10 protein-coding genes and 1 pseudogene are annotated in these 13,438 nt (G+C 71.0%); 10 read left to right on the top strand and 1 reads right to left on the bottom strand.

Features of this window, described 5'->3' with window-relative positions; all coding sequences use genetic code 11:
• The 10 genes and pseudogenes from AB0M88_RS06205 to AB0M88_RS06160 form a co-directional block, all read left to right on the top strand.
• Positions 1–1,896 (top strand): transglycosylase domain-containing protein (locus AB0M88_RS06205; protein WP_364096154.1); only part of this gene is annotated, 1,896 nt, incomplete at its 5' end.
• 57 nt (positions 1,897–1,953) lie between these two features.
• Positions 1,954–3,897, top strand: coding sequence for a GGDEF domain-containing protein (locus AB0M88_RS06200; RefSeq protein WP_364096151.1), 1,944 nt, complete (start codon positions 1,954–1,956; stop codon positions 3,895–3,897).
• A gap of 203 nt (positions 3,898–4,100) precedes the next feature.
• Entirely contained in the window at positions 4,101–5,012 is a 912-nt protein-coding gene (locus AB0M88_RS06195) for a hypothetical protein (RefSeq protein WP_364096148.1), read from the top strand.
• Positions 5,009–5,779 (top strand): VWA domain-containing protein, encoded by a 771-nt coding sequence (locus AB0M88_RS06190; RefSeq protein ID WP_364096145.1) that lies wholly within the window; start codon positions 5,009–5,011, stop codon positions 5,777–5,779. Before AB0M88_RS06195 ends, AB0M88_RS06190 begins: the two co-directional genes overlap by 4 nt.
• The gene (locus AB0M88_RS06185; RefSeq protein ID WP_364096142.1) at positions 5,769–6,596 is read left to right on the top strand and encodes a protein phosphatase 2C domain-containing protein; all 828 of its coding nucleotides are present in this window, start codon (positions 5,769–5,771) and stop codon (positions 6,594–6,596) included. The genes AB0M88_RS06190 and AB0M88_RS06185 overlap by 11 nt, the downstream gene beginning before the upstream one ends.
• The gene (locus AB0M88_RS06180) at positions 6,593–7,882 is read left to right on the top strand and encodes a protein kinase (protein WP_364096139.1); all 1,290 of its coding nucleotides are present in this window, start codon (positions 6,593–6,595) and stop codon (positions 7,880–7,882) included. The genes AB0M88_RS06185 and AB0M88_RS06180 overlap by 4 nt, the downstream gene beginning before the upstream one ends.
• Positions 7,879–8,496: pseudogene (locus AB0M88_RS06175) on the top strand (4Fe-4S single cluster domain-containing protein). Before AB0M88_RS06180 ends, AB0M88_RS06175 begins: the two are co-directional and overlap by 4 nt.
• Entirely contained in the window at positions 8,493–9,698 is a 1,206-nt protein-coding gene (locus AB0M88_RS06170; RefSeq protein WP_364096136.1) for a hypothetical protein, read from the top strand. Before AB0M88_RS06175 ends, AB0M88_RS06170 begins: the two are co-directional and overlap by 4 nt.
• On the top strand, positions 9,692–11,623 hold the full coding sequence (locus tag AB0M88_RS06165) for an AAA family ATPase (RefSeq protein WP_364096133.1): 1,932 nt from the start codon (positions 9,692–9,694) through the stop codon (positions 11,621–11,623). The genes AB0M88_RS06170 and AB0M88_RS06165 overlap by 7 nt, the downstream gene beginning before the upstream one ends.
• Complete coding sequence (locus AB0M88_RS06160) at positions 11,620–13,167, top strand: hypothetical protein (RefSeq protein ID WP_364096130.1); 1,548 nt, start codon at positions 11,620–11,622, stop codon at positions 13,165–13,167. Before AB0M88_RS06165 ends, AB0M88_RS06160 begins: the two co-directional genes overlap by 4 nt.
• Positions 13,168–13,171: 4 nt before the next feature.
• Here AB0M88_RS06160 and AB0M88_RS06155 read toward each other — a convergent pair whose 3' ends face one another.
• Positions 13,172–13,312 carry a diguanylate cyclase gene (locus AB0M88_RS06155; protein ID WP_364096166.1) on the bottom strand — a complete coding sequence of 47 codons (141 nt, stop codon included), beginning with the start codon at positions 13,310–13,312 and terminating at the stop codon, positions 13,172–13,174.
• Between the last annotated feature and the right edge of the window lie 126 nt (positions 13,313–13,438).

The raw sequence follows: 13,438 nt of genomic DNA, 5'->3' as shown, positions 1-13,438 counted from the left end.
ACCCATCACGGTATTGATATGAAGGGCATCGTCCGGGCGGCGTGGAACAACTTCACCGGCGGCGCGACGCAGGGTGCTTCGACGATCACGCAGCAGTATGCGCGGCATGTCGCGAATTTGAAGGCGATCAGTATCAACCGGAAGTTGCGGGAGGCGGTGATCGCCCGCAAGTTGGAGTCGCAGTACGACAAGAACCAGATCATGGGGATGTATTTGAATTACATCGATCTGGGTGAGGGTCGGCAGGGGATCGAGGCGGCGGCGCAGGGTTATTTCGGTAAGTCGGTGACGACGCCGGCGGGGCAGAAGAACGCGATCACCGCGTATGAGGCGGCGGTGTTGGCGTCGATCATCAAGCAGCCGTATCCGGTCAAGGGTGGTGCGGCGGGGTTTGATCCGAACTACAACCTCACCGGGGCCAAGGGCCGGTGGGAATACACGATGAAGAACATGCTGGACATGGGCTGGATCACTCAGCAGCAGTATGACCAGCGTAAGTATCCGGCGGTGCGCAAGCCGAGTACGGATACGTGTAAGACGTGTGCGGCGGACAAGCCGGTCGGCATGGTCATCCGGCATGTGAAGGCGGAGCTCAACGCGGCCGGGATCAGTGACTCGGCGTTCGAGCAGGGCGGCCTGACCGTCACCACCACCATCGATCCGCAGGTGCAGAAGGCGGCCGAGAACGCCGGCTCCCGCAAGAGCGCCGATTCGCCGATGCACAAACTCAGCTCGAAGTACCAGTCCGCGGTCATCGGCATCGATCCGCAGACGGGGCGGGTGCTCGGCTACTACGGCGGCGACGATCCCAACGGTCTCGACTACGCCGGCTACCTGTCCGGCGACGGCACGGAGATCAACGGTGGCCAGTCCCCGGGGTCCAGCTTCAAGATCTATACCCTCGCCGCCGGACTGCAGGAGGGCCTGTCCTTCGACTCCACATGGGACGCCGATCGGCGCCGGCGCAACAACACCGTCATCAACAACGCCGGCGCCGACCCCGGTGAGCTGTGCGACGGCAACGGGCGTGACTGCGATCTGGAGACGGCGACGATCAAGTCGTACAACTTCCCCTTCTATTGGATCGCGGACGCGATCGGCCGCGGCAAGGTGATCCAGGCGGCCAAGGAGGCCGGGCTCAAACATCTCTTCCAGGACGGCAAGCACACCCCGGTCGACCTGACCAGGACCGACGAGAAGACCTGGACGCGGTCCGGCTATTTCGACAACGAGGTCGCCTTCGGGCAGTACCGCGTCGTGCCGCTCGAGCACGCCGAGGGGGTGGCGACCATCGTCAACCAGGGCGTGCACCACAACGCGCACTTCGTGAAGTCGGTGACCCGGGTCGACGCGGACACCGGCGCGAAGGAGACGCTGCTGACCGAGAACACCAGCGGCAACCGGGTCTTCACCGCCGACACGATGTCCAACGAGTCGGCCGTGATGGGCGAGGTGGTCAAGGCCGACGGCCGCGATCTGAACGGCGGTCGCGAGTCGATCGCCAAGTCCGGCACATGGGAGTTCGACGATGGCCGGGACGGGCACATCGGGTCCGGTGACTGCTGGTTCGTCGGCGGCATTCCCCAACTCGCGGTCACGGTCTGGGTCGGCGCCAGCGGCAAGAAACTCGAAATGCACGAGCCCAAGGAGTACGGCGGTCGCGACATGGCCGGCGCCGGCACCCCGGCGCGTATCTGGGACATGTTCCTGAACGCCTCGGCCAAGGCGAAGGGGTACGACAAGAAGGACTTCCCGCCCCGCCAGAAGACCGGCGACCCGACGAGGTTCGGCAACGGCGTCGCCCCACCGCCGCCACCGCCGGCGGACACCAACGATTGTTTCCTCCAGGTCATCGGCACCGACTGCGACAAGAGCAACGGCGGTCACGGCGGCTAGGAGGATCACGGATCACGAAACAGGAGCGGAGTAGCGGTAGGGTCTGCCCTGCGTAGCGTGGCGTGGGGAAGGGGCACGATGGCCGACGGGCCCGTACTGGGCGTGCTCTCCCCCTTCCTCGGCGGGTGGTATTTCGGCGGTGTGATCGAGGGGATCGCCCGGGTCGCGTCCGGCGCCGGTGCCGCGGTGGTCGCCATTCAGACCCTCGACGCGGGCACCGATCAGCTGGAGTTGATCGAGCCTCCGCACCCGCCGCACCCACTGGCCTGGGAGCACGCCGCCGGCTTCGTCGTCATCGTGAACGCGGCCAGCGCCAAATACCTGCACGAGATCCAGGCCACCGGCCGGCCGGTCGTCGTGGTCAGCCACGACTACCCCGAACTGGAGTGCCCGACGGTCTTTCCCGACAACCGGGTCGGGGTGCGGGCGGCGGTCGAGCACCTGATCCGGCACGGGCACCGGCGCATCGCGTTCGCCGGCTTCATGGGCGCTCTCGATCAGCGGGAGCGCTACGAGACGTACCGTCAAACGCTGATCGACAACGGCCTCGCGCCGGACCCCGGTTTGATCTTTGAAGCGGTCGACAACCAGCAGGCCGGCGGCGAAGGCGCGGCCCACGCGATGCTCGCCGCCGGCCTGCCGTCGACCGCGGTGCTGACCGGCACCGACCTCAACGCGATCGGCGTGATGCGGGTGCTCACGGCGGCCGGTTGCCGGCTCCCCGCCGACCAGGCGATCATCGGCTTCGACGACCTGACCGACGCGTCGTTCACCGAGCCGCGCCTGACCACCATCCGACAGTCGCTCTTCGAGGTCGGGTCCACCGCGGCGGAGGCACTGCTGTCGGCGATGGACGGCAGCGGCGGCCGGCCGGTGCGGCACGAGGTGGCCACGCGGCTGGTCGTCCGCGAGTCGTGCGGCTGCCCGGCCCCCGAGTTCCCGGACAGCCAGGCCGACGCGGTGCGCGCGCCCGAGACGCTGCGCGCCGAGGGCCGGTCGCAGTACCGCGAGCGCACCCGGCTCCGGCGGGCCCTGAGCAGCCAGTACGACATCAGCCTCGACCTGCTCCGCAGCCACGAGGAGGATCCCCGGCAACTGGGCTGGCTCCGGCGCACCTCGGCCCGCGCGGGCTGCCTCGGGCTGTGGACCGAGACGCCCGGCCCCGGCGACCAGAGGCTCGACATCGTCGGCCACTTCCGCCGCCCGGCCCCGTCCTCGGCTCTGCCACCGGTTCTGGCCAGCGGGTTCCCGCCGCCGGCGATCCTCGACGCGGCCCGCGCCGAGCCGGGCACGCTGACGTTCGTCGTGCCGGTGCGGGTGCGGGACCGCGACTGGGGACTGCTCGCGACGGTCGACCGGGTCGACCTCCAGGCGGCCACCGGGCGCGAGCCGATCAACCAGTGGGCCGCGCTCCTGACCGTCGCGCTCGACTATCAGGCCGTTCTGCGTACCCTCCGGGAGCAGACGGAGCAGTTGCGCGCGAGCGCCCTCTACGATCACCTCACCGGGCTGCCCAACCGCGCGCATTTCCTGCAGTTGCTGGCCGCGGCGATCGCGCCCGGGCCCGAGCGCCGGCCGGACGTGGCCGTGCTCTTCGTCGATCTCGACGGGTTCAAGCTGATCAACGACACGTTCGGCCACGCCGTCGGCGACCAGGTTTTGGTCGAGGTCGCCGACCGGCTGCGCACCGGGCTCGGCGACCACGGCACGGCGGGCCGCTTCGGAGGCGACGAGTTCCTGGTCCTGCTGGACGCGCTCGACGACGACCACGCTCCGGCCACGATGGCCCAGCGGATCCAGGCCTCGCTCAACCAGCCCTATTGGCTGGCCGGTCGCCATCTCGTGGTCACCGCGAGCATCGGCATCGCGCACGCGCACCACGCCCCGCTGGCGGACGCAGCGTCGCTGGTCCGGGCCGCCGACGAAGCCATGTACCGCGCCAAGTCGCGGCGCGCCGGCAGCCAGGTCCTCTTCCAGCTGGGCACGGGCGACGAGGCCTGACCACAATCTTTTCCGGCCCGATTGATGATCGGATTGCCGCGGTTATTCTTCACGATTTCCGGGGATCGGAAAAGACGATCATCGAGGGTAGCCGGATTGGCGTGCCGAATCGGATCGGAAGCAATTGACCGTTCGGTCATACGTGCTGCCGGAAGCTGTCCGAGCGTATCGGGGTAGTCGATCGCGGGTCTATCTTGAGCCCCATGAAGGTAACCGCGGCCGATCGATTGTGGCTCGCCGGGATCGCGGTGGTCGCCGCCGCGATCCTGATCCTGGCACCGTTGGCGACCGGAGCGCTGGCCGCCGACGGGAAAGATGTGCGGGTCGCGCTGGTCAATCTTCAGACAAATCCGATCGACGACGGAGCGCTCGCCAAAGCCCTCGAGAAAGACAAGGTCGATGGCGCCGATTGGCTGATCATCAGCATGCCGTCGGCCGATAACCAGCTGATCTTCGGATGCACCGACGTCACCCTCCCGAAATCCTGTCCGATTCTGCGCAAGGTCACCAATCGCGTCGACGTGCCCCCTGGCGTGGATCCGATCACGACGGTGAACGGTCTGTTCGGCTCCGGCGATCCGCCGTCGAAAGGGAGCCTCGTACGCATCGCCGACCGTGAAGCGGGCGACGACTTCGACGGCACGGCGGCTTTGGAGGCTGGTCTGGTCATGACGATCATCGCGGCCGGGTCGTTCTACTTCGCGGCCCGGTCCACCCGCTGGCGGTACTGGCCCTGGCGCGTGCAGTCGACCGCCGCCGAAGGTATTCCGGACGACGTCCGCCGGGCCGTCGAGCCGCGCCCGGAGAGGACCACCCCGGCCCCGGCGCCCCGCCGACCCGAGCCGCGGCGTCCCCCGGTCTCGGCGCCCCCGGCCGACCCGCCCGGTCCTCTCCCCCGCGACGTCCGCGAGGCCCTCGGCCGCCGTGTCGTCGCCCGGACGCTGTTCGGGTCCGAGGGCGGATATGTCGATGCGAACGGAATGACCCTCTGGGCACACCTCGAGAATCCCGGCGAGCGGGTGTATCCAGGGCAGCCCCTGGCGGTCCTCACCATGACCCCGGGCAACGACGCGATCGTTGTCTCCAGTCGCGTAACCGAGGAGGTTCACCGATGAGTGTGGACGCCCTTCCCGTCCGGCAGGCCCGCAACCGCACGCTCATCACGCTGGTGGTGGACACGTCCTTCTCGATGCGCCAGACCGGCGCCATCGACGAGCTGAACGACGCCCTGCAGAAGTGGTGCGCCGAGCTGCGCGGTAACGACGCGCTGCAGATGTCGGGCGAGATCGCGATGATCACCTTCGGTAAGGACCACGTCGTGGCGATCGATCCGAGCGGGCAGGTGGCCGGTCAGACCAGCCGCCCGTTCGTGCCGCTGCGCGACTTCAACCCGCCCGAGCTGGCCGCCGACGGCGTCACGCCGATGGTCGAGGCGATTCAGTACGCGCTCGAGGTGCTCAGCGTCCGCAAGGGCGAGCTGACCGCCGAGGGGCTCGGGCTGGCATACCGCCCGATGGTGCATCTGATCACCGACGGGGTGCCGACCGACCCACAGGGCAAGCGGACCGAGCGCTGGCGCGACGTCGCCGCGATGCTCCGCCAGCACGAGGCCGGCAAGCATCTGCTGTTCTTCGCGCTCGGCGTCCGCGGCGCCGATCAGGACGTGCTCCGCGGCCTGGCCCCGCAGGCCTGGTACCTGCTCGGCGACACCGATTTCAGCAAGGTCCTGCGGCTGGTCTCGACCAGCATCGGATCGGCGCAGGCGGAGTCCCGGGACGCGCCCGCCGAGGTCATCTACGAGCATTTCCAGCGGGACAACCGCAAGAACGAGGAGATGCGCCGCTGGCTCGACGAGGAAGGTGCGAGCGGGGATGGCCGGTAGCCGGTTCGACGCCGGCTGGCGGGTGATCTCCGCGTCGATCGCCGGTCCCAACCACACCAGCCTCGGCATCGAGAACCAGGACAACCTGCGGGCCGGGCCGGTCGGCGACGGCCTGCACCTGCTCGCGGTCGCCGACGGGGCCGGGTCGCAGCCGCGGTCGGCGCACGGTTCCCGGCTGTCGGTGGACGCCGCCTGGGAGGCGGCGAACCAGGTGTTCGCGCGGGCGCCGCGCACCCTCGCGGCCTGGCAGAAGGCGACCGACCTGTACGCGCAGGCGTGCCTGGCCCAGTTCGACGAGCTGGTCGAGCGGGCGATCACGCCGTTGCGGGCCCGGCCCACCGCCACCGGGGTCAGCTCGGTCGCCCGGTCCGAGTTCGCGACCACACTTCTCGCCGTCGTCGCCGATCCGCCCTTCTTCTCGTACGTCTGCGTCGGTGACGGCTTTCTGGTCATGGAGCGTTCCCCGGGCGGCTCCCACCTGGTCGTGCCACCCCCGTCGGACCGTGAGACGGCTAACGAGACGGTCTTCATGACGTCGGCCGGCCGGGCCCACGACGTACGGACGGGCCTGATCGTCGAGACCGGCGCGCGCGGGCTGGCGCTCTGCACGGACGGCCTCATCGACGGCATGCTCGACGTGGCCCGCGGCCCGGACGGCACCGGTCATCCGTACGCGCCCCGGGATTTCGACTCGTATTTCGCCGTCTTCCGTACGCCCGGCGTGGACCACAGCGAACTCAGCCGCAAGCTGCAGTCCAAGGAGTTCGCGGCGTCCTCCGGGGACGACAAGACGATGGTGATGGCGGTGCACCGATGAGGACGCGACGACTGCGCACGCCCGGCGGCCGCGGTGTCGACATCGTGATCGACGAGGAGATCGGCAGCGGCGCCGAGGGTGTCATCTATCCGGTCGCCGACTCGCCGCACGTCTGCGCCAAGATCTACTCCGATTTCGAGCGCGCGGCCGGGGAGGGTGCCCGGCTGGACGCGCTGACCGCGCTCGACCCGGTCCGCTGGGGCGGCGACTGCCCCGAGCATCTGCACGTGGCCTGGCCGCGGACGACCCTGCGGGACGACCAGGGCCGACTGCGCGGTGTCGTGATGTCCCGGATCGAGGGCACCCCGCTGCTGCGCCTGCTCGACGCCGCCGCCCGCATCCGGTTGCTCGACGAGCCGACCTGGCGGACCACGTTCGCGGTGGCCGGGCGGGTCGGCCGGCTGTTCGACATGCTGCACACCGCCGGCATCGTGGTCGGCGACGTCAGCCCGGCCAACGTGCTGGTCGACCGGCACGGCCACGTGACCCTGCTGGACTGTGACGGCGTCCAGTTCACCGATCCGGTCACCGGGACGTTCTTCCGGGGCAGCAAGTTCACCCCGGAGTACGCCGCGCCCGAGGTGCTCGACGAGAGCGGCCTGACCCGCGAGCACGACCTGTTCGGGCTGGGTGTGATGATCTGCCAGTTGATCATGGAGGGTGAGCACCCGTTCGACGGCGTGTCCACCGCGGTGCCGCCGTCGACCAGCGTCGAACAGAACATCAAGGAGCGCAACAACCGGCTGACCCGGCCGGACCGGCTGGTGCCGACCGCGGACAGCATGTCGGCCGAGATCCTGCCCGCGCGGATACGCGACCTGATCCGGCAGTGCTTCGAGGACGGGGCGGCCGACCCGTCCCCGCGGCCGACCGGGCGGGTCTGGGCGCACGATCTGGAGCAGGCCGGCTACGAGCTGATGGGCTGCCGGTACAACCCGCGGCATGCGTACCACCGGTCGGCGCCGGAGTGTGTCTGGTGCGCCCGGATCCGCAACGGGCTCGGCGACCACTTCCCGCCCCCGGCCGGGTGGGTGCCGCCGCCCGACGCGCCGGTTCCCCAGCGGGTCCCGGCGATGGCCGGCGCCGTGCCCCGGCCGCGGCCCCCGCTCGCCTACCCGCCGCCGCCACCGGCCCCGTACGCCGACCCCTCGCCCGGTCCGGTGCCGGTTCCGGCCGCTCCCGGGACCGCGGACGCCGCCCCGCGCATCTCCACCCGGACCCTCGTCCTGATCGCGGTCGTCAGCGTCGTCGTGCTGCTCATCTGCATCGGAGCCCTGAACTCATGAGCGGTCCGACGCTCGCGGTCGCCGAGACCCATCCGGCGTGCACGGTGCTGGGTCCGGGCACCCGGTTCGCGCTCTGGGTGCAGGGCTGCCCGCTGAATTGCGCCGGTTGCGTCAGTCCGTAGTGGATTCCGCCGCACGGCGGCCGCGACGTGCCGGTCGCCGACCTGGCCGCACGCATCGCCGAGCAGGCCGCCGACGGGCTGACCGTCTCCGGGGGCGAACCGTTCGCCCAGGCCGGACCGCTCGCCCTACTCATCGATCTCGTCCGCGCGCGCCGGGACCTGTCGGTGCTGGCCTACACCGGTTTCACCCTCGAGCACCTGCGCCGGCGCGGCACCGACGACCAGCGCCGGCTACTCGGCCGGCTCGACCTGCTGATCGACGGGCCCTACCTCGCGCACCGGCACGCCGACCTGCGCTGGCGGGGCTCGGCCAACCAGCGGATCCACCGGCTGACCGGACGCCACGACGACGTCGGCGACGGCACCGAGCCGGGCGTCGGGCTGCAGTTCGAGGTGAGCGCGGCCGGCCACCTGCAGTGGCTGGGCGTGCCGCCGGTGCCGGGCTTCCGGAGCCGCCTGGAAGAGGCTCTCGGGATCGGCGGCACCCGATGAGCGGATCCCCGAAGTACAGCTTCGCGCAACTGGGCCAGCAGTTGCGCGACCGGCTCCAGCGCGACCGGGACACCCGCCGCAAGCGCCGCGAGGACACCGAGAAGCAGACCCGGCGGACCGCGCTGTCCGGCGAGCGGGCCGGCCTGCTGAGCCGCCGGGACGCCCTGCGCTCCGCGCTCGCCGCCCTCGCCGCCGAGGCGCCGCCGGCCAGCCTGTCCACCACGACCCTGACCCTCGACCAGGCCGAAGCGCTGGCCACGACGGCCGGCACGCTCGACGAGATCACCGCCGCCGGCGCCGCCCTCGACCGCGCCGAGCGCAGCATCGGCCGGCTGCGCACCCGGATCGCCGAGCAGAGCCGGCAGACCAGCGCCCACCGGATCGCCGTGCTGAAGGCCGCGATCGAGGACTTCGGGCGCGCCGACCGCCTCCGGTACGACCCGGCCGGCACCACCGACATCGACGCGCGGCTGCGCGACACCGCCACCGCCGACCTCGACGACCTGACCGACCGGGTGCAGCGGCACCTCGACCGGGCGGCCGTCGCCCGCGCCGACCACCAGTCCCGGAGTCGCCTGGCGGCCGCCCGGATCGAGCAGCTCGACGCCCGGCTGGCCGAGCTGCGGCAGGACGGCCGGGCCGCGCAGGTGAGGCTGCCCGAGGCGGACCGCGCGGCCGAGGCCGTGGGCATGCTGCGCACCCAACTGACCGCCGGCCAGGTCGACGACGTCGTACGCCTCGCGGCCGGGCTGGAGCGCCGGATCGACGGCATCGAACGCCAGCTCGACGCCCTCATCGACGAGCTGGCCGAACGGCGGGCGATCCTGACCTCGCTGGTCCGGGCCCTGCCCGAGGTCGGCTTCTCGGTCGATCCGGGCAGCCTGACCGAGAGCTCGGACGGCGCGATCGGCCTGCGGGCGGTGCGGTCGAGCGGCGAGACCGTCGCGGTGATCGTCGAGCCGGACACCGACGACAGCCACCGCGTGCTCTACACCTCGGACGTCCTGCAGCGCGAGCAGCGGCTCGGCCGCGGCGACGCCGCCTGCGCGAGCCTCCTCGACCTCATCAACCTGCTGCAGAGGTCGGCCGGCCAGGACGGGGTGGTGCTGAGCACGGTCGGCTGGGAGGGCGGAGGCCAGGCGCGGCGACTTCCCCTCCCCCGACCGGGCGCCGCCCAGGCCCGGGAGAACCGGCCATGGTGACGCTGGCGGCACCGCGCGGCGCGCCATGGCTCGTGCGCGCGTACCACGAGCTGCAGCGGCGGCGGCACCTCGTGCTGTACGGCAACGTCGACGACCTGGTCCGGTGGAACGACCGCTACCAGCCGTTCGGGGTGGCGCTCAAGGAGTTCCTGGCGGTCGCCGGCTTCACCGTGATCGTCCGGTACAACCTGGTCGAAGGGCTGACGTACCACGACGACGCGAGCCGCGCCTTCGTGCAGCGCTACCTCGGCGACCCGGCCGCCGCCCGGCCGCCCGCGCGCCCGCCGGCCGAACCGGCCAACGGCGACGGCACCCGCCGCAACCGGCTGGTCACCTCGGCCGACGTGCTCGAGCAGCAGTTGCTGGCCGGGCGCGCGGCGGCGCCCCGGACCGCGATCGACGTGCTGGCGGTCGCGTTGCGGCTGATGAACCAGGTCGAGCGGCCGTGCGTCTTCATCGTCGAGTCGGCCGACCTGCTCGTCGGCACCGCGTCCCAGCTCAGCAGCGACCACGTGACCCAGGTGGCGTACGTGCGGCGGCTGCTCGGCGCCGACTCGGCGCCGGCCGGGGAACGCCCGCAGCACCACAACACGATGATCCTGGTCGCCCGCGACCTGTCCGCCCTGCCGGCCTGGCTGCACCGGGACAATCCGAACGTGGCGGCCGTCCTCGCCGACCGGCCGGCCATCGCGGAACGCGCCGCGTTCCTGCGGGGCGACGTGGCCGGTTACTACGGCGGCGACGAGATGACCGCCGACCAGCTGACCGAGGCGGCCGGCACGCTGGCCAGCCTCACCGACGGCATGACGATCGTCGACATCGGCGCGCTCAACGTCACCTCGCAGGTCGCCCGGATCCCGCCGTCGATGCCCCGGCGGCTGGTCGCCCGGCACCGGTTCGGCCTGCGCGACGACCCGTGGGAACAGCTCGACATCGGCAAGATCAAACAGGCCGAGCAGCTGCTGTCGCGGCGGGTGATCGGCCAGCCGGCCGCGGTCCGGGCGGTCACCGACGTGCTGGTCAACGCCCGGGTCGGGCTGGACTTCGTATCGGCCGGGCAGCAGACCGGCACCCGGCCGAAGGGCGTCTTCTTCTTCGTCGGCCCGACCGGGGTGGGCAAGACCGAGCTCGCCAAGGCGCTGGCCGAGCTGGTCTTCGACGACGAGTCGGCGCTGCGCCGGTTCGACATGAGCGAGTACAGCCAGGAGCACAACGCCGAACGGCTGACCGGCGCGCCGCCCGGCTACGTCGGCCATGAGCACGGCGGGACGCTCACCAACTGGGTGCTCGAACGGCCGTTCAGCGTGCTGCTGTTCGACGAGATCGAGAAGGCCCACGAGAAGATCATGGACAAGTTCCTGCAGATCATCGACGACGGCCGGCTCACCGACGGGCAGGGCCGGACCGCGCACTTCTCGCACTCGATCGTGATCTTCACGTCCAACATCGGCTCCGGCGACCTGCGCCGCACGTTCACCGATCCGGCGATGTCCTACGAAGCCGTCCAGCAGCACTTCAACCAGGCGGTGGCCGACCATTTCGCCACCCGGCTGCGCCGTCCGGAGATCCTCGGCCGGCTCGGCAGCGGCATCGTGGTCTTCGACCTGCTCCGGGAAAACGTGATCATGGGGATCTGCGACAAGTTCCTCGAGCAGATCGCCGCCGCCGCTCAGGCCCGGGGTTACGACCTCGTCTTCGACCGGGCGGCGATCGGGCGCGCGGTGGTCGACGAGATCGTCCGCGGCGGCGCCGCCCTCGGCGCCCGGCAGATTCGCAGCCCGCTGCTCGAGCAGTGGGTCCGGATCCCGCTCAACCGCTGGCTCCTGGAGCATCAGCCGGCCCCGGGCACCCGCATTCTCGTGCACCGCAGCGGCGACGGCTCACCGCCGTTCGCGGTCGACGCGCTGGGCGAGGCGACCGGATGACCGCGCCCAACCCGATGCCGCCGTCGATGTCGAAACTGGACGACGTCCCCAGCCTGATGGACGAGGTCGGCTACTACGAGAAGCTGCCCGAGCTGCGGGTCGACGAGTTCGACCGGTACGTCCGGGCCGAGTCCGCGCTCGAAGACATGATCCTGGCCGAGGCCACCCGGCAGCAGAAGGAGTTCGGCTACGCCGCGGCCGACGAGCTGTTCGGCCGGTTCCTGCGGCTCAACGACACCCAGCGGGAGATCTGCGACCGCGAGCACCAGCGGCTCGACGGCGAGCCGGACTACGTCCGCCGGCTGGTGAGCATCCGCGACGTCGCCGCCGGCAACGTGATCCTGGCCGAGGGCCTGCAGTTCACCTGCCGGGCCGAGGAGCGCCGGCTGGCCAACGACTTCGACGGGGCCGAGAGCAACCTCAACGCCGCCATGAGCTGCTTCGCCCAGCTCGCCGACAGCGACCTGCCGTTGCAGCCGGTCGGCGCGCTGCGGCACACCCTGGCCGCCGCCACCAGCCAGATGATGGCCGGGCTGGCGCACATGGGCAACGGCGACTTCAAGGGCGCCTACCAGGCCTTCGACAACACCCACGTGGCCTTCGACGAGCTGCTCAACCAGGCCGACGACGGGGGCGCCCCGGAGAACGGGCCGGCCCGCGCGCAATACGAGGAGCTGCGCCGCGACCTCGGCGACGGGATCCGCTACATCCAGGCGGTGCAGAGTTTCGTGGAGACGCTGCGGGAGGCGCAGAACGGCAACTACGGGGACGCCGTGCTCTCCGGCCAGGAGGCGGCCGAGCACTACGAACGGATCCTCAACGAGGCGGTGGCCCGGCAGGTGCCGCGCAACGCCCGCTCGCTGTACGAGATGGAACTGGCCCGGGTCAACGGATGGGTGAGCTGGGCCTCGGCCGAGCTGGCGGTCGACGAGTGCCGGTGGGCGGACTGCCGCGACATGATCCGCCGGGCCCGGAACCAGTGGAACCTCGCGGCGCACGTGGCCGCCCGCAACGTCTTCAACGGGATCATCTCGCAGCGGCCGGCGACCGGCGACACCGACATGCTGCTGCAGAACACGCTGCGCCGGTGCGAACGCGAGCTGACCTTCCGCAAGGAGATCGACGTGCTGAACGTCAAGCTCGACAACGCCAACAAGATCGTGATGCAGATCCAGGCCAATGGAGGCAACGCCGTGGCACCAGGCGACAACATCTTCAACGCCCCGGTCAGCGCCGGGTTCATCGGCAACCAGAACCGGGTCGACAACGTGACCGCGAATCAGACCACCAACACCGGCGCCGACCTCAAGGAGCTCGCCGGCCAGCTGGGCGAGCTGCGCGAACTGCTCGCGGCGGCCGCCCGTACGGCATCCGAGCGCGACTCGGTCGCCGCGGTCGAGGCCGCCCAGGACGCGGCCAAGCGAGGCGACGAGTCCGCGGTCCGCCGCCACCTCGCCGCCGCCGGCCGCTGGTCGCTCGGTGTCGGCGAGCAGATCGGCCTGGCCGTCGCCACCACCGCCATCAAGGCGGCACTGGGCGGATAGACCACTAAGCGGGATCGGCGACCACGCGGTCGCGGCCGGCCCGCTTGGCGGCGTACAGATTGCGGTCGGCCTGGGAGAGGACGGCCGCGACGGCCGGGCCGGCCCCGGTCACCGTCGTGACGCCGATGCTGGTGGTGACCGGCAGACGGCCGGTGATCGGTCCCCAGGCGTACGCGCGGACCCGCCGCCGCAGCCGCTCGCAGCGCTCGGCCGCTCATCATGTCGAACCCGGGGATCGTGTCGAGTTCGTTGGCGGGCCAGCGGCTCGCCG

The organism is Actinoplanes sp. NPDC051411, assembly GCF_040682075.1.
GTDB lineage: Bacteria > Actinomycetota > Actinomycetes > Mycobacteriales > Micromonosporaceae > Actinoplanes.
The sequence above is the reverse complement of the archived record's forward strand: the minus strand, read 5'-3'. Positions and strand labels throughout refer to the sequence as shown.

Coding starts and splice junctions, on each gene's coding strand:
- AB0M88_RS06180 (WP_364096139.1), top strand. CDS start 6,593: ATGAGGACGCGACGACTGCGCACGCCCGGCGGCCGCGGTGTCGACATC.
- AB0M88_RS06195 (WP_364096148.1), top strand. CDS start 4,101: ATGAAGGTAACCGCGGCCGATCGATTGTGGCTCGCCGGGATCGCGGTG.
- AB0M88_RS06185 (WP_364096142.1), top strand. CDS start 5,769: ATGGCCGGTAGCCGGTTCGACGCCGGCTGGCGGGTGATCTCCGCGTCG.
- AB0M88_RS06170 (WP_364096136.1), top strand. CDS start 8,493: ATGAGCGGATCCCCGAAGTACAGCTTCGCGCAACTGGGCCAGCAGTTG.
- AB0M88_RS06190 (WP_364096145.1), top strand. CDS start 5,009: ATGAGTGTGGACGCCCTTCCCGTCCGGCAGGCCCGCAACCGCACGCTC.
- AB0M88_RS06165 (WP_364096133.1), top strand. CDS start 9,692: ATGGTGACGCTGGCGGCACCGCGCGGCGCGCCATGGCTCGTGCGCGCG.
- AB0M88_RS06160 (WP_364096130.1), top strand. CDS start 11,620: ATGACCGCGCCCAACCCGATGCCGCCGTCGATGTCGAAACTGGACGAC.